Annotated in this window: 21 protein-coding genes and 1 riboswitch; of the genes, 19 read left to right on the top strand and 2 right to left on the bottom strand. The window is 39.6% G+C overall.

The window, feature by feature from the left end; translation table 11 throughout:
• The 3 genes from GVV20_RS07070 to GVV20_RS07060 form a co-directional block, all read left to right on the top strand.
• Positions 1 to 763, top strand: a 763-nt coding sequence (locus GVV20_RS07070; RefSeq protein WP_201287508.1) for a Cna B-type domain-containing protein, incomplete at its 5' end; no start/stop codon positions are given.
• Between the two features lie 149 nt (positions 764 to 912).
• The gene (locus GVV20_RS07065) at positions 913 to 1,701 is read left to right on the top strand and encodes a YihY/virulence factor BrkB family protein (protein WP_159740654.1); all 789 of its coding nucleotides are present in this window, start codon (positions 913 to 915) and stop codon (positions 1,699 to 1,701) included.
• A gap of 9 nt (positions 1,702 to 1,710) precedes the next feature.
• Positions 1,711 to 2,544 (top strand): mechanosensitive ion channel family protein, encoded by an 834-nt coding sequence (locus GVV20_RS07060; protein WP_159740655.1) that lies wholly within the window; start codon positions 1,711 to 1,713, stop codon positions 2,542 to 2,544.
• Between the two features lie 22 nt (positions 2,545 to 2,566).
• Here the strand turns inward: GVV20_RS07060 and fabV are convergent, their stop codons facing one another.
• On the bottom strand, positions 2,567 to 3,724 hold the full coding sequence (gene fabV, locus GVV20_RS07055) for an enoyl-ACP reductase FabV (RefSeq protein ID WP_159812673.1): 1,158 nt from the start codon (positions 3,722 to 3,724) through the stop codon (positions 2,567 to 2,569).
• An 85-nt stretch (positions 3,725 to 3,809) separates the two neighbouring features.
• Here fabV and accB point away from each other — a divergent pair, with 85 nt between their 5' ends.
• The 12 genes from accB (at position 3,810) to GVV20_RS06995 (ending at position 12,730) form a co-directional block, all read left to right on the top strand.
• Positions 3,810 to 4,226, top strand: coding sequence for an acetyl-CoA carboxylase biotin carboxyl carrier protein (gene accB / locus GVV20_RS07050; protein WP_159740584.1), 417 nt, complete (start codon positions 3,810 to 3,812; stop codon positions 4,224 to 4,226).
• Positions 4,227 to 4,228: 2 nt separating this feature from the next.
• On the top strand, positions 4,229 to 5,584 hold the full coding sequence (gene accC, locus GVV20_RS07045) for an acetyl-CoA carboxylase biotin carboxylase subunit (RefSeq protein ID WP_159740585.1): 1,356 nt from the start codon (positions 4,229 to 4,231) through the stop codon (positions 5,582 to 5,584).
• Positions 5,577 to 6,425 carry an acetyl-CoA carboxylase, carboxyltransferase subunit beta gene (gene accD, locus GVV20_RS07040; protein ID WP_159740586.1) on the top strand — a complete coding sequence of 283 codons (849 nt, stop codon included), beginning with the start codon at positions 5,577 to 5,579 and terminating at the stop codon, positions 6,423 to 6,425. Before accC ends, accD begins: the two co-directional genes overlap by 8 nt.
• Position 6,426: 1 nt before the next feature.
• Entirely contained in the window at positions 6,427 to 7,218 is a 792-nt protein-coding gene (locus GVV20_RS07035; protein WP_159740587.1) for an acetyl-CoA carboxylase carboxyltransferase subunit alpha, read from the top strand.
• On the top strand, positions 7,205 to 8,170 hold the full coding sequence (locus GVV20_RS07030) for a beta-ketoacyl-ACP synthase III (protein WP_159740588.1): 966 nt from the start codon (positions 7,205 to 7,207) through the stop codon (positions 8,168 to 8,170). The genes GVV20_RS07035 and GVV20_RS07030 overlap by 14 nt, the downstream gene beginning before the upstream one ends.
• A gap of 67 nt (positions 8,171 to 8,237) precedes the next feature.
• Complete coding sequence (locus GVV20_RS07025) at positions 8,238 to 8,462, top strand: acyl carrier protein (protein ID WP_159635569.1); 225 nt, start codon at positions 8,238 to 8,240, stop codon at positions 8,460 to 8,462.
• Positions 8,462 to 9,361: an ACP S-malonyltransferase gene (locus tag GVV20_RS07020; RefSeq protein WP_159740589.1), complete on the top strand. Its 900-nt coding sequence runs from the start codon at positions 8,462 to 8,464 to the stop codon at positions 9,359 to 9,361. The genes GVV20_RS07025 and GVV20_RS07020 overlap by 1 nt, the downstream gene beginning before the upstream one ends.
• Complete coding sequence (gene fabG, locus GVV20_RS07015) at positions 9,351 to 10,076, top strand: 3-oxoacyl-[acyl-carrier-protein] reductase (protein ID WP_159740590.1); 726 nt, start codon at positions 9,351 to 9,353, stop codon at positions 10,074 to 10,076. Before GVV20_RS07020 ends, fabG begins: the two co-directional genes overlap by 11 nt.
• An 8-nt stretch (positions 10,077 to 10,084) precedes the next feature.
• On the top strand, positions 10,085 to 11,314 hold the full coding sequence (gene fabF, locus GVV20_RS07010; protein ID WP_159740591.1) for a beta-ketoacyl-ACP synthase II: 1,230 nt from the start codon (positions 10,085 to 10,087) through the stop codon (positions 11,312 to 11,314).
• 4 nt (positions 11,315 to 11,318) lie between these two features.
• Positions 11,319 to 11,744 carry a 3-hydroxyacyl-ACP dehydratase FabZ gene (gene fabZ / locus GVV20_RS07005; protein ID WP_159740592.1) on the top strand — a complete coding sequence of 142 codons (426 nt, stop codon included), beginning with the start codon at positions 11,319 to 11,321 and terminating at the stop codon, positions 11,742 to 11,744.
• Positions 11,713 to 12,066, top strand: coding sequence for a holo-ACP synthase (gene acpS, locus GVV20_RS07000; protein ID WP_159740593.1), 354 nt, complete (start codon positions 11,713 to 11,715; stop codon positions 12,064 to 12,066). The genes fabZ and acpS overlap by 32 nt, the downstream gene beginning before the upstream one ends.
• Complete coding sequence (locus tag GVV20_RS06995) at positions 12,059 to 12,730, top strand: lysophospholipid acyltransferase family protein (RefSeq protein WP_159635554.1); 672 nt, start codon at positions 12,059 to 12,061, stop codon at positions 12,728 to 12,730. The genes acpS and GVV20_RS06995 overlap by 8 nt, the downstream gene beginning before the upstream one ends.
• 12 nt (positions 12,731 to 12,742) lie before the next feature.
• Here the strand turns inward: GVV20_RS06995 and ybaK are convergent, their stop codons facing one another.
• Positions 12,743 to 13,255: a Cys-tRNA(Pro) deacylase gene (gene ybaK / locus GVV20_RS06990; protein WP_159740594.1), complete on the bottom strand. Its 513-nt coding sequence runs from the start codon at positions 13,253 to 13,255 to the stop codon at positions 12,743 to 12,745.
• Between the two features lie 170 nt (positions 13,256 to 13,425).
• Positions 13,426 to 13,516, top strand: a riboswitch (THF riboswitch).
• 42 nt (positions 13,517 to 13,558) lie between these two features.
• On the opposite strand from ybaK, the gene GVV20_RS06985 reads away from it, so the two are divergent.
• From GVV20_RS06985 to GVV20_RS06970, 4 genes are all read left to right on the top strand, one after another.
• On the top strand, positions 13,559 to 14,068 hold the full coding sequence (locus GVV20_RS06985) for a folate family ECF transporter S component (RefSeq protein ID WP_159635551.1): 510 nt from the start codon (positions 13,559 to 13,561) through the stop codon (positions 14,066 to 14,068).
• 49 nt (positions 14,069 to 14,117) lie between these two features.
• Positions 14,118 to 15,758: a formate--tetrahydrofolate ligase gene (locus GVV20_RS06980; RefSeq protein ID WP_159740595.1), complete on the top strand. Its 1,641-nt coding sequence runs from the start codon at positions 14,118 to 14,120 to the stop codon at positions 15,756 to 15,758.
• A gap of 101 nt (positions 15,759 to 15,859) precedes the next feature.
• Positions 15,860 to 18,031: a Tex family protein gene (locus tag GVV20_RS06975; RefSeq protein ID WP_159740596.1), complete on the top strand. Its 2,172-nt coding sequence runs from the start codon at positions 15,860 to 15,862 to the stop codon at positions 18,029 to 18,031.
• A gap of 3 nt (positions 18,032 to 18,034) precedes the next feature.
• Complete coding sequence (locus GVV20_RS06970) at positions 18,035 to 18,595, top strand: hypothetical protein (RefSeq protein WP_159740597.1); 561 nt, start codon at positions 18,035 to 18,037, stop codon at positions 18,593 to 18,595.
• The last annotated feature ends 8 nt before the right edge of the window (positions 18,596 to 18,603 follow it).

Genomic DNA, 18,603 nt, shown 5'->3' with positions numbered 1-18,603 from the left:
CTATACCGTTACAGAAGATGCGGTACCGGGTTATCAAACATCCCAAACAGGACTCGATATTACAAATACGAAAATTGAACCACCGATAGAGCTTGTATCAATCAATGGAACCAAAACATGGGTTGATGACCAAAGCCCGCTTCGCCCTGAAGCAATTATTGTACGCTTGTATGCAGACGGTACTGAAGTAACGAATGTTGCACCAATCTGGACTAAAGCAGGTGATGTATGGACTTATACGTTTAAGGATGTTCCGAAAATTCATGAAGGTAAAGAAATTACCTATACCGTTACAGAAGATGCGGTACCGGGTTATCAAACATCCCAAACAGGACTCGATATTACAAATACGAAAATTGAACCACCGATAGAGCTTGTATCAATCAATGGAACCAAAACATGGGTTGATCAATCCAATCAATCAAGCCAACGTCCTCTTGCTATAACAGTACGCTTATACGCTGATGGTAAAGAGGTACAAAATGTTAAACCTGTGTGGTCTAAAGCCGATAATGTTTGGTACTATGAATTTGCAAATTTACCAAAATTTGCAGGAGTACGAAGTATTGAGTATACAGTTCGTGAGGATGCTGTTCCCGGCTATACAACGCAGATTGAAGGATTCGATATTACGAATACATTAAATCCTAAACCTGTATTACCAGAAACAGGTTTAGCGGATAAGAATTATGGATGGATATTAATTGCTGGTGGTTTTGTCATGATGCTCGCATCACGAATGAAACGCCGTCCAAAACACTAAGAGTCACAAATAAGTTAAAAAACCGCAACTTTAAAAAAGTGCGGTTTTTTCAACTGTTATTACGGTCTACAAAAAACTACAATGAATCATACCCTCACATAGTGGAAACATTGCCACGTTTTTTGTTATGATAGGAATGAGGGACTCTTATGAAAAAATATCGAAAAAATCTAAAGGCATTGTTTACAATGATGTCTTCAAATGAAGGAACACTCTTCACATACGCATTTGCTTATTCACTAATCGTTGGGATTGCTCCCATTTTAATTTTAGCAGTTGTTTTTATTGGGAAATATGTTGTCCCAGTAGAGCAACTTATTTCATTTCTACAGCGTTATATACCGAAAGACTTAATTGAGCCGTTTGTACTCTATATCTCGGCTTCTAATTTTGATAACTTAGGACTTTTAATTACATTGTTTGCTGCGAGTGTATGGGTTGGATCCAAAAGTATCTACTCATTTTTAATTCTGAGTAGTGAGCAAGATCAAGTATCGGTTAATGGTTGGTTACTTCGCGGGCTATCGGTTACTTATTTCTTGCTGATTTTAGTCGGAGTTGCAAGTGTGGGGTTGGTTATGGGATTCTTTGACTTCTCATACAAGCTTTTTGTCATTCCATTGGTTATCGGCTTCTTTATGGTTTTTTACCGTCTGATGTCTTTTCGCTATACCAAGTGGCGGGAGGTACTTCCAGGAGCTATTATAGCAGCGTTAATATTACTGCTTTTAGGACAACTGTTCTTCGTTTATATTAATCGCTTTACGAATTATCAAACGATTTATGGTCCGCTAGCATCCATTATGATTTTACTGATCTCGGGATGGTTTATTGCCTGGATTATTTTCTTTGGCTATAGTATCAATTATGTCTTTAGAGACAATGAATCAGAATTACCAGAAAAGAATCGCCTTATCCGATTCTTAACGAAGTTTTAGGAGGTCGTTATGTCACCAGAATTTAAAACTGAAGTTGATAATGTTACATCGTTATGGGGATATATCTCGTCACCGTTTGCACAACGTGTCATTGCGACTGCAATCTTATTCTTTGGCGTGTGGGTCATTAACCGTGCGATTGAAAGTGCGATTGATCGCATTGCCAACGAGCGTCGAATTGATATAAATAAACGCACAATTTACCAATTAATCGCGAAAATTATCCGCTACATACTCTATGTCATTGCATTTACTTTCATGCTTGAAATTTTCAACATCTCAATTGCTCCGTTACTTGCAATTGGTTCTGCAGTCGGTGTTGCAGTTGGGTTAGGTGCACAAGAGGTTGTACGTGATACGATATCTGGATTCTTGATTCTTACAGAAAATCAATATGTAATCGGCGATGTCGTAAAAATCGAAGATTCTGTTGGGGAAGTCGTTGAAGTAACACTACTGTCGACGATTTTGCGTAATGGATTAACAGGTGAAGTCATTACCATTCCCAACGGTGAAATCAAAGTTATCGTTAATTACTCAAAAGAATATATGAATGCTTATGTTGATATTCCGATGCCTTATGAAATGAGTACAGATTCCATCATTTCAACTTTACAGGACATTGTTTCCCCAATGAATTATGAGGGCGCACTTTCGCCGGTTGAGGTTATTGGAATCGTTGACTTTGCTCAAAGTGCTATTAAAGTTCGGGTGAGTGTTAAAACCGAAGCCGGCAAAAATTATGAAATTGAACGTCGTATGCGTAAAGATATAAAAAATGCGCTGGATGAAAAAGGAATTGCAATGCCGTATAATACTCAAACAGTTCATCTTAAACAATAAAAAGGGCTCCGCAAGGAGCCTTTTATTTTTGGTAGTCAACATCAGAAAGGTCGAAGCCATTAAGTGCTAAAAAGTCATGCTTAAATTGTTCGAAATCTGTGACGGATTTAAAGTTTTCTGCTGTGACGTCATTCAAAATGGCCTGTACATCTCGTTGGGTTGCGGTGTCGAGCTCATACGCGTCTAAACGATAGAGTCCATCCGCATCAACGATGGCTTGATTTCCATAAATCATATCTTTGTATAAACGGTATTTATGCATCGTGATTGACTCATGTGATTGCTTCATTTTCATGACTTTAAACAATGCGCTTGCATACAAGGCAACAGTTGGGATAAATACTGACGCTTTGGTTACAACAGTTTTCGATGCTGAAATAATAGCTTCACCATGGATCGGTTGAAGCTTCTTATTAATTGCGGCATTAGCGCGTTCTAAGTCCCGTTTGGCATTCCCGATTGTGCCATCCTTGTAAATAGGATACGTGACTTCTGAACCAACATATGTATAGGTTACAACTTTAGCGTGGTCGTTTAGAAGATTGGCTTCTAGAAGTGCATCAACCCAAAGTTCGTAGTCATCGCCGCCCATAACAACTCGTGTATTCTCGATTTCTTCAGGTGTTGCCGGTTGTAATGATTCTTGGAACAGTGTCTCTTTCGCAATATCGATTGAATAACCTTCAAAAGGTGTACCAATGGGTTTCAATGTTGATACAAATTTCTCTTGGGTATCGGGATGGATGCGAATACCACTAGCAACCGAATAGACGACTAAATCAATTTTGCGACCAGCTTCTACAAAATCAGCAATAACTTTTTGCTTCGTTTCATGGCTAAACGCATCAGCATTCAAATCATCTGACGCATAGCCATGTTCCTGTGCCAATGTCGCGAAAGCAGTGTTGTTGTAGTAACCAGCACTTCCAGTGCTACGCCCTTTAGGACCACGCTCAAAACTGACGTTATAAGTATAGGCATGAGCATTGAATGTTAACGCAATACGAGTTGCTAATCCATAGCCCGAACTCCCGCCGATTATCAAGACGTTGAGTGATTTTTCTGTGATATTTGGAAGATTTTGAACTTCTTTAATTTGATTTTTAATGTTTTGGAAACACCCTTCTGGGTGGGCATTGAGTGCGATATTATCGCGAATTAACGGTTTGATTGTCATCATAAACACGATTCTCCTTTGTTGACTTACAAAAATCATTATATTATCATTTAGTTTGAATATCAAACTATTTGTTTGGAGGTAAATTATGAACATTGATGATATCAAGCAATTAATAGACATTTTAGAAACATCAGGACTTGAGTCCTTAACCTATAAAAATCAAGATTTTGAAATAGCATTACAAAAACCAGTAACAAATACATTTATACCATCGCAAGCGGTTGCCCCGGCAGTGATTACACCAGTTAATCCAGAACCTGCACCTGCAACCAACGCGATGACATCTCCGTTAGTCGGTGTTTACTACAGTAAACCATCACCAGATGCGCCTGAATTTGTAAAAGTTGGACAAACTGTCAAAGTCGGCGATATCCTTTGCATTATTGAAGCGATGAAAGTGATGAATGAAATCAAAGCGACACAAGCAGGTGTCGTAAAAAAAATCTATGTATCAGAAGGTGCTACGGTAGACTTTGATCAACCGTTATTTGTAATTGAATGACAATGATTCAAAAAGTCTTAATCGCAAATCGTGGAGAAATTGCTGTTCGGATTATTCGTGCATGCCGCGAATTGAACATCAAGACTGTGGCAGTTTATGCCACGGTTGACCGTGATTCGTTACATGTAAAGTTAGCCGATGAGGCAATCTGTATTGGCGATCATCGCCTTGAAAATTCATATTTAAATCACAACGCAATTCTACAAGCTGCTGTGAATACTCAAGTCCAGGCGATACATCCTGGATTTGGTTTTTTGAGTGAAAATGCAGATTTTGTCCGTGCATGTGAACGCGTTGGAATTACCTTTATCGGACCAAGTGCAGACTTAATTGATAAAATGGGCGATAAACAAACTGCCAGAGAAACGATGATTGCTGCTGGAGTACCAATTGTGCCCGGATCAAAAGGGCTGATTCATGATTTAGCGCAGGCTTATCAGGTTGCAAAAGAGATTGGTTATCCTGTACTAATCAAGGCGACGGCTGGTGGCGGTGGTAAAGGGATGCGTGTTTGTTATGATGCCTCTTTATTGGAAGATGCTTTTAACCAAGCACGTCAAGAAGCTTTTAATGCATTCAACAATGCAGACGTCTATATCGAAAAATTTGTTGAAGGTCCCCGACATATTGAGATTCAAATATTAGGAGATAAGCATGGGAATAGTGTGCATCTTTTTGAACGTGAATGCTCGGTTCAACGCAACAACCAAAAAATGATTGAAGAAGCACCAGTACAAAACCTATCGTCTAAGACTCGAAAAAAACTGTATGATGTCGCTACAAAAGCTGCGAAACAAGTTCAGTACGTCTCCGCCGGAACGTTGGAATTTATCATGGATAAAGACGAAAATTTTTATTTTATAGAGATGAATACCCGCATTCAAGTGGAACATCCAGTTACCGAATTAATTACGGGCGTGGATATTGTAAAAGAACAAATTCGAATTGCTGAAGGAAAACCGCTCTCATTTAAGCAATCAGACTTAAAGATAAATGGTCATGCTATTGAAATTCGTGTCAATGCAGAAGATCCTGACCAAGGCTTCAGACCCATGGCAGGAACGTTGAATGGGCTTCATTTTCCGGGTGGAAATGGTGTTCGTATTGACTCGTTTGTGTACCAAGGGTATAAAATTCTTCCATTCTACGATTCGATGATTGCGAAAGTAATTGTACACGGAAGTAATCGAGATGAAGCGATGGAGAAAGCCATTCGTTGTTTAGAGGAAATTGACTTGGATGGTATTAAAACGAATGTGGACTTCCAACTCGAAATTCTTCTGAATCAAAAATTCCAAGACAATGTGTATGATACGACACTAGTTCAGACACTATTGAAGGGAGATAAACATGTTTAAAAATTTAAAAGATAAAAAATCAAAAGTAGATGCAATAAAAAATCCTGAATATTTATCTGCGTCAATCGAAGTTCCGGATGGCATGTATGACAAATGTCCCAAATGTGAAAAAACGCAGTTACTCGAAGTCATTCAGAATAATCGTTGGGTATGTCCTGTGTGCGACCATCATTATCGTATGCATGCGGCGTCACGGGTGCAAATGACTTTTGATAGTTTCCGTGTATTCAACCATCGGGTTAAATCAAAAGATCCTTTGAATTTTCCAGGATACGCTTCTAAGTTGGATGACTTGAATTCAAAACAAGGAGTCTATGATGCAGTTGTCTGTGGAGAAGCAAGCCTTGGCAATCATGAAGTTATTGCAGTCATTATGGATTCAAACTTTCTGATGGGGTCAATGGGAACTGTTGTTGGAGAAAAAGTAACACGTGCGTTTGAACGAGGTATGCAACAAAAGAAACCTGTCATCGTATTTAGTGCTTCTGGTGGTGCACGGATGCAAGAAGGGATGCTAAGTCTGATGCAAATGGCAAAAACAAGTGGAGCTGTGGGCCGTTTTCAAGATAATGGTGGCTTATTTATTAATGTCTTAACAGACCCAACTACTGGTGGTGTTACTGCTAGTTTCGCCATGCTCGCAGATATCATTCTTGCGGAACCTAAAGCACTTATTGGCTTTGCTGGACCGAGGGTGATTGAACAAACATTGAAACAACCATTACCAGAAGGATTTCAAAAATCTGAGTTTTTATTAGAGAAAGGATTTGTGGATGCAATCGTATCACGTCATGATATGAAACAAGAACTCGTAAAAATACTAAGCATTCACGGTAAGTGACATGACGACTGCATGGGAAAAGGTTGAACGTGCGCGTTCAAAGAATAGAATTAACACACAAACAATTTTCGATACCATCCTTACAGATTTTACGGAACTTCATGGTGACCGCTACTTTGGTGATGACTCAGCCATTAAAGGCGGTATTGGCATGCTCCAAGATATGCCAGTCACTGTGATTGGTGTCGTTAAAGGACGCGATACCGAGGAAAACCTGAAAGCGAATTTTGGAATGGTGCATCCTGAAGGGTATCGTAAAGCACTTCGTCTTATGAAACAAGCCGAAAAATTTAAACGACCAATTATAACATTTATTGATACACCAGGAGCGTATCCAGGTATCGGTGCAGAAGAACGCGGACAAGGGGAAGCAATTGCTCAAAATTTGATGCAAATGATGACCTTTGAAGTACCTATTATTGCGGTTATTATTGGTGAGGCAGGGAGTGGAGGTGCATTAGCACTTGCTGTTGCGAATGAAGTATGGATGCTTGAAAACTCAATTTATAGCATACTCTCGCCAGAAGGCTTCGCCTCGATCTTATATAAAGATGCATCAAAGGCAAAGGAAATTGTTGATGATATGAAAATCACGAGTGATGCCCTCCTAACCCTGGGAATTATTGACGATATCATTGTAGAACATGACGATAACCAAGAATTGGCGCAACAAATCGGTGATAAACTTTATCAATCACTTTCAAAGTATAAGAAGAAGCGTGGATCAAGTCTTGTAAAGCACCGTTATGAACGATTTAGAAATATGGGTGAGGTAGAACATGGTAACAAGTAAAATTATTGCAACAGGAAGGCATGTTCCTGATTTTAAAGTGACCAATACTGACTTAAGTAAAATTATGGATACCAACGATGAATGGATTCAAAAAAGAACGGGAATTGAAGCCCGCCGTTTTAGTGATAAGAGTACAACCTATATGGCAACAGAAGCAGCTTTTGAAGCTGTCGCATCTTTGGATGTTGAGACCATAGATTGCATTATTGTGGCAACCTATACTCCGGATACATTCATTCCAACGGTTGCGAACCAAGTTCGCTCAAATCTTGGGATTAAACGATCCATTCCTTCATTCGATATCAATGCAGCATGTTCGGGATTCCTCTATGCCTTTCAAAACGCGCATGCATTTATCAAGGCCGAAGTATACAAGCGAGTCCTTGTGATTGGTGCGGATTTTAACTCGCGTTATCTAGACTTTGCGGACCGATCGACTGCAATTTTATTTGGTGATGGTGCTGGTGCGATTGTGATGGAAGCGGCATCTTCAGGAACGATTGATTGCGTCATTGGCGGCGAAACAGATGTTTTAGGAAGTATTACTGCACCCAATTTAACCGATCATCCCAATCCGTTGTTGCCTCGCAATCTAATTGCCCATGAACATTTCAAAATGAAAGGTTCGGATGTCTTTAAATTTGCGGTGAAAACGATGGAAATTGAAATTAATGCCATACTTAAAAAGCATAATTTGAGTATGGACGACATTGATTATGTGGTATCACACCAAGCCAATCAACGGATTCTTGACAGTGCAGCACGTGCGCTCAAGGTACCAACACATAAATTCTTGAGCAATGTTAAAGGGATTGGTAATACGTCTGCGGGAAGTGTGCCTATATTACTGGATGAAGCAGTTAAAGACGGCCGAATTCAACCCGGAATGAAGATAATTATGATAGCGTTTGGCGGTGGTCTGACCTATGGGACCGCGCTTTTGGACATCTAATTCAGTTGACAGATAGACGATAAATCTATATAGTTTGAATATCAAAGTAAATTAAAGGAGCAAAATTATGAACGAAAAAATTAAAGAAATAGTAGCAGAAATTTTAGATGTTGAGGTAGCAACAATTGCAGAAGATGCATCAATCTTAGATGATTTAGGAGCAGATTCAATTGCTGTGATGGAAATTGTCATGGAACTTGAAGGCGAATATGGTGTAGAAGTCCCAACTGAAGATATTCTGACATTAAAAACAGTAAATGATATTGTCGCATATATCGAATCGAAACAGTAATGAGAGTTGGTTATATTTTTGCTGGCCAGGGCCAGCAGTTTGTATCCATGGGCGAAGATCTTGTAGCGTTATACCCCAGTGCGGCACGTACATACGCTCAAGCATCACAAATACTAGGATATGATGTTTTAAAATTAGATGAATCACAACTTAGTGAGACACGATTTACCCAACCTGCACTCTATGTACTGCATACGGTTATTGCCCAATTACTAGAAACAAACAACATTACAGCAAATGTCGTTTGTGGTTTGTCATTAGGAGAATACAATGCCATTACTGAAGCAGGAATCATCGACTTTGAAACAGGACTCACACTCATCCAAAAACGAGCAGAAATTATGCACAATGCCCTCCCTCCGTACACAAGTGGCATGGCAGCATGTCTCAAGACTGATCGTCAAACGGTAGAAGCGGTACTTCAAGGTCATGACGTCGCAATTTGTAATGTTAATACACCGTCACAAATTGTAATCGGTGGGAATATAGATGCACTCGAAGCTGTTATTCCAGCGCTCAAAGAAGCTGGTGTTCGAATGGTAATACCTTTAAAAGTATCAACGGTATCTCATATGGCATTGCTTAAGCCCGCAAGCACATTATTACGCGGTGTACTTGAATCAATACCTTTCGGAACACCTAGGATTTCATTCATCAATAATATTCATGCACAAGTCCAATCCGATAATTTTGTGGATACATTAGCACGTCACATTTCCGAACCAACGGAACTTGCGGCATCAATCAAAAAAATGGTAGATATGGGTGTGGATACGATCATTGAGATTGGACCTAAAGGTTCAATTTCTAAATTTGTAAAAGAGATATGTGGCGATACCGTAAAAACGTATAACGTCTATTCTGCTGAAACATTGGGAGGGCTTATTGATGACCAATAAAATAGCAATCGTAACAGGTGCAACAAAAGGGATTGGTTTGGCGATCGCCCGTCAGTTAGAAAGTGACGGCTATCGTGTATATGGAACATATGTTCGAGATTATGAACCGGACTATGTTGCTCGTCTTGAAACACCGACATTTAAACTTCATCAAGTAGATGCACGTAACCTTGAAGCATGTGATGCTTTTATTAAAACAGTGCAGACCGAACAAGGTCGTATTGATGTTCTTGTCAATAATGCTGGTATCGTTAAAGATAACTTAATGATGCGCATGCAAGCCACTGATTTTACCGATGTTGTGGATGTTAATTTGGTAGGACCTTTCAATATGGTTAAGGCAATTACTAAGCCAATGATGCGCCAGAAAAGTGGTGCAATCGTCAATATTACGTCAGTAATTGGTGTCGTTGGTAATATTGGACAAGCAAATTATGCAGCAAGTAAAGCCGGACTTATTGGCTTTTCTAAAAGCATAGCTAAAGAATTCGCAACGCGCGGTATTCGCGTTAATTGTGTTGCTCCAGGGTTTATTGAAACTGAGATGACAGCGTCACTTGACGATGCCATCCGAAAACCAATCTTGGATGCAATTGCACTAAAACAATTTGGGGAACCCGAAGACATTGCACACGCCGTAAGTTTCTTAGTGAGTGATCAAGCAAAATATATAACTGGTCAAACACTAAATGTGTGTGGTGGCATGGTGATTTAGAGGTAACTATGAAAAAACGTGTAGTGATTACAGGACTCGGAATTGTGAGTCCTTTAGGTAATGATGTTGAAACGGCGTTTCAAAACGCGATTGATGGTATCAGTGGTATTGAACGCATTACACATTTCGACACAACAGATTTAAAAGTAAAAATTGGAGCTCCGGTTAAAAATTTTGATGGGTTAAAGTATTTGAGCAAACGGGATGCACGTCGCCAAGATCTTTTCAGTCAGTTTGCGGTCTATGCTGCAAACGAAGCATATCGCGATGCTGGGCTCAATGATAAAAATCACGATCCGAAGCGAACCGGGGTGATTATGGGAACCGGCATGGGTGGTATGCAGACCTTTGCAAATGACTTAAATCGTGCTTTTGAAGGTGGATATGGTAAAATTCCTCCGATGTTTATTCCAATGATTATTCCCAACATGGCAGCTGGTAATGTCGCGATTTCACTAAATACAAAAGGTCATGTTTCATGTGTTACAACAGCCTGTGCTGCCGCAACACATGCAATTGGTGACGCATTTCGCATGATTCAGTATGGCGATGCTGACATTATGCTAGCGGGGGGAACAGAAGCTGGTGTATCACCATATACACTTGCAGGATTTAATGCCTTAACCGCATTAAGTACTGAAGAGGATCCGTCACGTGCGTCACGTCCGTTTGATAAAAACCGTAACGGTTTTGTTTTAGGTGAAGGATCAGGAGTCCTTGTCTTAGAATCATATGATCATGCAATGGCTCGTGGTGCAAAGATTTATGGCGAGATGGTTGGCTATGGTTCAACTTGTGATGCCTTTCATATCACCGCTCCAAATGGAGAAGGAGCTGTCGATGCGATGCGTCAAGCCTTAAGTGATGCAAACATGGATCCGAAAGATATTTCATATATTAATGCGCACGGAACCAGTACACCATTAAATGATAAATTTGAATCTCAAGCAATCATGGAAGTTTTTGGAGATCAAGCATCAAAGGTTGCAATCTCGTCAACAAAATCTATGCATGGCCATGCTTTAGGAGGAACTGGTGGCATTGAAGCCGTTTTGTCAATTAAAGCGATGGAGCAAAGCATTGTCCCACCAACTATAAATTATGAAACACCTGACGAAGACTGTCCTTTAGACTATGTCCCTAATGTCGCTCGCAAGATGGAAGTTAATGCAGTGATGTCGAATTCCTTAGGATTTGGTGGACATAATGCCGTTATTGTCTTCAGAAAGGATGTGTAGTCTTATGTTAATGAATTCAAATGATATTCAAGCGATCATTCCACACCGATATCCATTTTTACTGGTTGATGCGGTGAAAACGATGACGGAAACATCTATTGTTGCACTTAAGAATGTATCTGCAAATGAGATGCATTTCATGGGTCATTTCCCTCAAAAACATGTGATGCCGGGCGTTTTAATTACAGAAGCTTTAGCACAAGCTGGAGCAATTGTATTGTTGTCGCAACCGCAATTTAAAGGGAAAATAGCGTATTTTGTTGGGATCGATAACTTTAAATTTAAGAAACAAGTGATTCCTGGAGATCAATTAGAACTTCATGTTGAACTCGTAAAACTCAAGAGTATTATGGGAATTGCAGAAGCAAAAGCGTATGTTAATGGGGAGGTTTGTGCCCTTGGAACAATCAAATTCGCCATTGGCGATTAAAACTGGAATCGATTTAGTGCATATGACTCGTTTCGAGAAACATGTCACTGATCAGCGATTTTTGCACCGTATCTTAACAGACCGGGAAATGGAATTGTTTGAAGAACTTACCACAACCCGTCGAAGATTAGAGTTTCTTTGTGGTCGTTATGCGTGTAAAGAAGCATATTCAAAAGCTATGGGAACTGGAATTGGTGTGACTGATTTTCATGATTTTGAAGTCTTGAAAAATGATTCAGGAGCTCCAGTTAGCGATAAAGGCGCAGTCTCAATCAGCCATGATGGAGCGTATGCGATTGGAATGGTGATTATTTATGGATAATTTTTATATGTTAGTAACTTTTATTGCGTTGCCGTATTATTGGATTCGTTCGCAATGGTTGCGCCGTTATGGCTCAGATGACCAAATTGACCGTGAGTTGAAGATGTATTCACGTCATTATTTTGGTATCAGAGGTAAAACGATTACTCCGGTGAATCGACCGGTGGATCCAGGTACCTGTATCTACTTATCGAACCATCAATCCCATAATGATATTTTTGTTACCCTAGGAATTGTTGAAACACCATTCCGCTTTGTTGCCAAAAAAGAATTGTTTACAAGTTTTATAACAGGGTCATTTATGAAAATGTCCCGTTCGTATCCGTTAGATAGGGAAGATCCACGCCAATCATTGACCCTACTTAAACAAGCACTTGAAGATACTACTGAAGGTCATTCTTTACTGGCATTTCCAGAAGGAACACGGTCCCATCAGAAAGAAATGGTTGAATTTAAAGCGGGCATGTTTTCCGTGCTTCGAAAGAGCACGGTTCCAATTGTCCCAATGTATATCAAAAATAGCTACAAGAAAAACACACGTAATTATGAAGTGTTCTTTGGCGAACCCATGCTCCCGGAAACTTTTAATAAACTGAAGGGAACAGAACTAAGCCTTGAAGTAAAACGTCGTATGGAGATGTTGATGCACCAAGCTTATCAATAAAAAAGCGACTTTTTAAAAGTCGCTTTTCATGTCATCGTCTGAAATGTGCGTTTCATCGACTGTAATGGCAGCAAATGATCCCCGCGTTACCTCTTTGAGTTGGAGTGGATTAAGACCCATCTGCTGTCCAATTTTACCCGCTGATACAATGATTTCATCCATCGACTGTGCAGAATCAGCAATAACTGTTGGAAACTGTTTCTTCATGCCAAGTGGAGAGCATCCTCCCCGCACATATCCAGTCAAATCAAACAATTTATTCAAATGTAAAAGCTCGACCCGTTTCACACCGAGTGCCTTTGCTGCCTTTTTCATATCGATATGATCAAAAATTGGAATAACCGCAACAAAATGGTCACTGCCACTTTCAAGGACAATCGTCTTGAATATCTTTTGGGGTGGTTGATTGATTTGAGTAGGTACATCGATTCCTTTTTCTATCTCATCTTTACTATATTCGTACATATTATATGCATATTTTTTTTGATCAAGAATACGCATTGCGTTCGTTTTCTTTACTTTCATGTAATCACCTACAAATAGTCTAACACAGAGTCTTAATGAGATATAGTAAATCGCGTACAATCATGTGACTGGAGCTTCTGAATAACAAAAACACAGGAATTATGTGGAATGTTAATTCATAGGGTAAATGCTTGAATATGTGTCTTGCTATTGGTATTCTTGTTACATCAAGCAAAGTAAATAACATGTGTTAAGTGCCAGAAGGATGGGAAGTCGCCTCTGGACGAAACGAAAGTGCAGTATGTTATTGCCTCCGTTGCATAACTTTTCTTTAACTTGCTTGAAAAGAAAAGAGGATTTGAAATGAAAACAAAACAAATAGCAGTGATGGCAATGTTTGTTGCAATACAAATTGTTGTATCACGTTTATTGAGTGTGACGACTCCAATCACAAAGATCAGCTTTACGTTTATACCCTTAGCAGTAACTGGGTATTTAATGGGAGTGAAAAAATCGATGCTTATCGCGATAATTGCTGATCTAATTGGAGCTACACTATTGCCTTCAGGGCCCTATTTTCCAGGGTTTACCGTCTCTGCAGCAGTTACTGGTGCAGCATGGGGAATGTTGAAAGGTAAGGATAAACCGTGGCTTTGGGTCATTGGGATTTCATTCTTTCATTTTGCATTTGTAAGCTTACTGTTGAATTCGACTTGGATCTATATGATGGGTGGAAAAGCCTTTTCCGCAATCATTGGGCCCCGTGTGTTAAAGTCAGCGATTATGCTTCCACTAGAAATAATTATTAACGGTTCGCTCATCACAGCGTTACAACGCCAAAAATTTGGTGAGAAACTGATCAATGGTCTATAATAGACCATTTTTATTATGGTACACTAGGTGTAATTGAAAGGGTGATAGTATGAAAAATGATGCATTAATTTCACAAGAAGCAAAGTATGAAAAAATTAGTGTCATTGCGGACCAACTTGGTCTCAAAGAGACCGAGTATGAAATATATGGGAACTACAAAGCAAAACTTGATTTATCACTGTTAGACCGCCCACGAAAAGCAAAACTAATTTTAGTGACAGCTATTAATCCAACACCTGCGGGTGAGGGAAAAACAACGGTTAATATTGGATTATCGATGGCGATGAACCAACGCGGTTATAAGACGGTGACAGCACTTCGGGAACCATCTTTGGGGCCAGTATTTGGCATGAAGGGTGGCGCGACGGGTGGTGGGTATTCACAGGTTATTCCGATGGATGATATTAACCTCCATTTTAATGGTGACTTTCATGCAATTACGGCTGCCCATAACTTACTCGCAGCTATGATTGATAATCATATTTATCATGGTAATGAACTCAAAATCGATCTTAATAATATTGTTTGGGGACGTGCATTAGATACGAATGATCGTGCCCTACGACGTCTCCACATTGAAAGCAAAAAAACACCACATCAAACATTTTTTGATATTACAGCGGCGTCGGAAATTATGGCGATTTTCTGCTTAGCAAAAAATATGGATGATTTACGAAATCGTCTATCAAATATTATTGTTGCTTATGATATCGAAGGCCGCGAAATACTGGCGAAAGACCTCGAAGCAGTGGGGGCGATGTTGCTCTTACTCAAAGATGCGATGCGTCCTAACCTTGTGCAAACGCTAGAAAATACACCTGCAATTATCCATGGTGGCCCATTTGCCAATATTGCCCATGGTTGCAACTCAATTATTGCGACTGAGATGGCAATGAAACTTGGTGATTACGTTGTAACTGAAGCGGGATTTGGTGCTGATTTGGGTGCGGAAAAATTTTACGACATCAAATGTCGCGTTGGAGAATTTAAGCCAGATGCAACAGTTCTAGTAGCGACAATACGTGCCTTAAAGTATAACGGAGGCGTTCCGGTTCATGCCTTAAATGAAGAAAACCTTGAAGCGTTGGCACTTGGGAGTGCTAACCTTAAGCAACATCTTGAGAACATGCGGAAGTATAGTGACAACATCGTGATCGCAATTAACCGATTCCCAAGCGATACGAAAGCAGAAATTGAGTACCTACAAACATTGGCATCGACGCTCAATGTTTCAATCATACTAACCGATGTTTATAGCCAAGGGGGTTCGGGTGCGCTTGAACTTGCGGATCACGTTGTTGCCTTGTGCGAAAAAAACAACCGTTTTAATTACCTTTATGAGGCATCCGTCGATGTTTATAAAGCAATCGATACCATTACTTCGGAAATATACCGTGCGGATCGGGTAGACTATTCCGATGTAGCAAAAGCGAAAATTGATAAGATTCTGGAAACCTATCCACAAGGATTACCGGTGTGTATCGCTAAAACACAATATTCCTTTAGTGATGACCCCAAAGCACTGAATGCTCCGCGGGACTTTGTCGTCAATGTTCGTGATGTGCGTTTAGCTAAGGGTGCTGGATTTTTAGTAGTATTATTGGGAGCAATTATGACAATGCCTGGATTACCCAAAATACCAAATGCGGTAAACATGGACTATGATGGTACAGTCATTGGATTAACTTAAGACGCATTTGCGTCTTTTCATTTTTATTCAAATGAAATCGCATACAACACAGACTCATAAATTGTGATAAACTATCTGTAGTAAATGAGGTCAGAAAAGATATGGAAACTAATGTCAATGAATTACTAAAAAATGAATTAAACCAATTCAAAGCACACCAAATTGATGCTGTTTTGGATTTAATGGCAGATGGCAATACTGTTCCGTTTATTGCACGTTATCGTAAGGAAGTTACAGGAAGTCTTGATGAGGTGCAAATCCGTGAAATTGCAGACCGTTTCGAGTATCTTACAAACCTTGAGAAACGAAAAGAAGAAGTTATTCGTCTCATTGATGAGCAAGGGAAATTGACGGAAACGTTACTTGTAGATATTCAAAATGCATCAGTTCTTCAAAAAGTCGAAGATTTATACCGCCCGTATAAACAAAAACGCCGCACAAAAGCGACAATCGCTCGTGAGCGCGGCTTAGAACCATTAGCAGTCGAATTTATGGCATTACCAGATTCGTTCAATCTGGAGGTGCTGGACTCATACCTAAACGAAGCGTTTGAACTTAATACCCGTGAGGATGTTTTAGCGGGTGTTCACGAAATTATTGCGGAGGTTGTTTCAGATGAGCCAAGTTACCGCGAATGGATTCGTGATATGACCTCAAAACATGGGGTTGTCGTAAGTAAAGTTAAAGATGCAGAGAAAGATGAGCGTGAAGTCTATGAAATGTATTACGAGTTTTCACAGCCTGTTGATAAAATTGCATCGCATCGAATTTTAGCACTAAACAGAGCAGAAACAGAAGGCATTTTAAAAGTTGATATTGAGATTGATGAAGCTCGTATTCTTGAGTACTTCCGTCGTCGCATAATTGGAAACAAGAGTAACTCTGCAACTGTTGAATATGTCCAAAATGGTTACACAGATAGTTACAAACGGTTCATTAAGCCAGCCATTGAACGTGAAATTCGAAATATGATGACTGAAAAAGCAGATAAACAAGCAATTCATATTTTCGGTGAAAATCTTCGAAATTTACTGCTTCAAGCACCTTTAAAAGGTCAAACGGTCATGGGATTTGACCCAGCATATCGTACTGGTTGTAAATTAGCAATCGTTGACGCAACGGGTAAAGTCGGTTCGATTGATGTTATTTATCCACATGAACCAGCACCTGAGCATAAGCGTGCACAAGCTGCGACAATTTTCAAAAATCTTATTACAAAATTTGATGTAGATACCGTTGCAATTGGTAACGGTACAGCGTCTCGTGAATCGGAAGCTTTCGTTGCAAAAGCCTTAAGTGAACTTGGTGGGAAAACAGCCTTCGTGATTGTGAATGAGGCAGGAGCGTCTGTATATTCTGCTTCTGATGTTGCACGTAAAGAATTCCCGGATTTACAAGTTGAACAACGTTCGGCTGTAAGTATTGGACGTCGCCTTCAAGATCCACTGGCAGAACTCGTGAAAATTGATCCGAAATCAGTTGGTGTCGGTCAATACCAACATGATGTTTCCCAAAAAGAGTTAACGACTGCACTTGATTTTGTCGTTGAAACAGCAGTTAACCAGGTTGGGGTTGATGTAAATACAGCATCACCACAGCTCTTGGAATACGTTGCCGGGCTGACAAAAACAACAGCACAAAACATTGTAACTTATCGTGAAGAACATGGCATTTTTAAGAATCGTAAGGCGATTAAAGATGTACCGCGTCTCGGTCCTAAATCATATGAGCAAGCAATTGGATTCTTGCGAATTCCAAATGGGGAGTACATCCTGGATAACACAGCAATTCACCCTGAAGCATATGCTACTACTGAAAAAATCTTAAAACATTCAAATATTAAACCTGAAGAATTGGGGAAAGAAGCAACTAAAGCCAAAATTGAAGGCATGTCAATTAACGAGCTCGCTTCGTTATACGATATTGGAAAGGTTACCTTAGAAGATATTTTTGCAGCATTAAAACAACCAGGACGTGACATGCGTGAATCAATGGCAGGGCCATTATTACGTAAGGATGTCTTGAGTATGGAAGATTTAAAACCAGGTATGGAACTTCAAGGAACTGTTCGAAATGTCGTGGATTTCGGTGCTTTTGTTGACATCGGAGTTAAACAAGATGGTCTGGTTCATATTTCTAAATTAAGTAAACAATTTGTAAAACACCCAACTGATGTTGTGTCAGTTGGCGATATTGTTCAAGTCTGGGTATTGGAAGTTGATCTCAAAAAACAACGAATTCAGCTTTCGATGATAAATACGGGCGAAAATTAGTATATGGAAAGTACCGCTAAAAACAAAGTATTTATCTTACTTATCGTTAGCTACAGCTTGATGCTTGTCTCATTAATCATGTATAGAAATAGTTTCATCATGATCTTAGCTCTTGGAATTAGGCTGATAGTAACAGTTTTCCTAATGAGAAGTATCAAAGATAAGTTATTGGTGGTTGCATTCTTGTTTCAAGTTCTAAGTTTCGTTGTTGTATTTGGAAGTGGGGTACTCCTTGAAGTTCAATCAATCGATTTATACGAAACCGTAATTTTACAATCGTATTCGCTACAAGTTGGCTACATTCTCATGGGTGCGGCGGATGCTCTTATTATTTACAACTCATCGCGTTTCACTCAAAACTTCATATTTGTGAAAATTTATCGCATATTATCGTTGCTGATTGTCGTATTCGAGATAATTGGAATTGTCGGTTTCCTTTATCCAATACCGATGTTTTTCGGAGTTCTTATGTCGGTTATGGAGTTTACAACTTTTGGCGGTTATGTTGGTGCCTTGATTTTTGATTTTAAAGAACACTATATTCAACAGAAGATTACTAAATAAAGGGCAGA

This window comes from Erysipelothrix aquatica (genome assembly GCF_009828775.2).
Taxonomy (GTDB): domain Bacteria; phylum Bacillota_I; class Bacilli_A; order Erysipelotrichales; family Erysipelotrichaceae; genus Erysipelothrix; species Erysipelothrix aquatica.
Note: the sequence above shows the minus strand (reverse complement) of the source record. Positions and strands in the feature narration are given on the sequence as shown.

Bases quoted from the DNA above. Each gene is read 5' to 3' on its own strand.
- GVV20_RS07065 (WP_159740654.1), top strand. From the start codon at position 913: ATGAAAAAATATCGAAAAAATCTAAAGGCATTGTTTACAATGATGTCT.
- GVV20_RS07060 (WP_159740655.1), top strand. From the start codon at position 1,711: ATGTCACCAGAATTTAAAACTGAAGTTGATAATGTTACATCGTTATGG.
- fabV (WP_159812673.1), bottom strand. From the start codon at position 3,724: ATGATGACAATCAAACCGTTAATTCGCGATAATATCGCACTCAATGCC.
- accB (WP_159740584.1), top strand. From the start codon at position 3,810: ATGAACATTGATGATATCAAGCAATTAATAGACATTTTAGAAACATCA.
- accC (WP_159740585.1), top strand. From the start codon at position 4,229: ATGATTCAAAAAGTCTTAATCGCAAATCGTGGAGAAATTGCTGTTCGG.
- accD (WP_159740586.1), top strand. From the start codon at position 5,577: ATGTTTAAAAATTTAAAAGATAAAAAATCAAAAGTAGATGCAATAAAA.
- GVV20_RS07035 (WP_159740587.1), top strand. From the start codon at position 6,427: ATGACGACTGCATGGGAAAAGGTTGAACGTGCGCGTTCAAAGAATAGA.
- GVV20_RS07030 (WP_159740588.1), top strand. From the start codon at position 7,205: ATGGTAACAAGTAAAATTATTGCAACAGGAAGGCATGTTCCTGATTTT.
- GVV20_RS07025 (WP_159635569.1), top strand. From the start codon at position 8,238: ATGAACGAAAAAATTAAAGAAATAGTAGCAGAAATTTTAGATGTTGAG.
- GVV20_RS07020 (WP_159740589.1), top strand. From the start codon at position 8,462: ATGAGAGTTGGTTATATTTTTGCTGGCCAGGGCCAGCAGTTTGTATCC.
- fabG (WP_159740590.1), top strand. From the start codon at position 9,351: ATGACCAATAAAATAGCAATCGTAACAGGTGCAACAAAAGGGATTGGT.
- fabF (WP_159740591.1), top strand. From the start codon at position 10,085: ATGAAAAAACGTGTAGTGATTACAGGACTCGGAATTGTGAGTCCTTTA.
- fabZ (WP_159740592.1), top strand. From the start codon at position 11,319: ATGTTAATGAATTCAAATGATATTCAAGCGATCATTCCACACCGATAT.
- GVV20_RS06995 (WP_159635554.1), top strand. From the start codon at position 12,059: ATGGATAATTTTTATATGTTAGTAACTTTTATTGCGTTGCCGTATTAT.
- ybaK (WP_159740594.1), bottom strand. From the start codon at position 13,255: ATGAAAGTAAAGAAAACGAACGCAATGCGTATTCTTGATCAAAAAAAA.
- GVV20_RS06985 (WP_159635551.1), top strand. From the start codon at position 13,559: ATGAAAACAAAACAAATAGCAGTGATGGCAATGTTTGTTGCAATACAA.
- GVV20_RS06980 (WP_159740595.1), top strand. From the start codon at position 14,118: ATGAAAAATGATGCATTAATTTCACAAGAAGCAAAGTATGAAAAAATT.
- GVV20_RS06975 (WP_159740596.1), top strand. From the start codon at position 15,860: ATGGAAACTAATGTCAATGAATTACTAAAAAATGAATTAAACCAATTC.
- GVV20_RS06970 (WP_159740597.1), top strand. From the start codon at position 18,035: ATGGAAAGTACCGCTAAAAACAAAGTATTTATCTTACTTATCGTTAGC.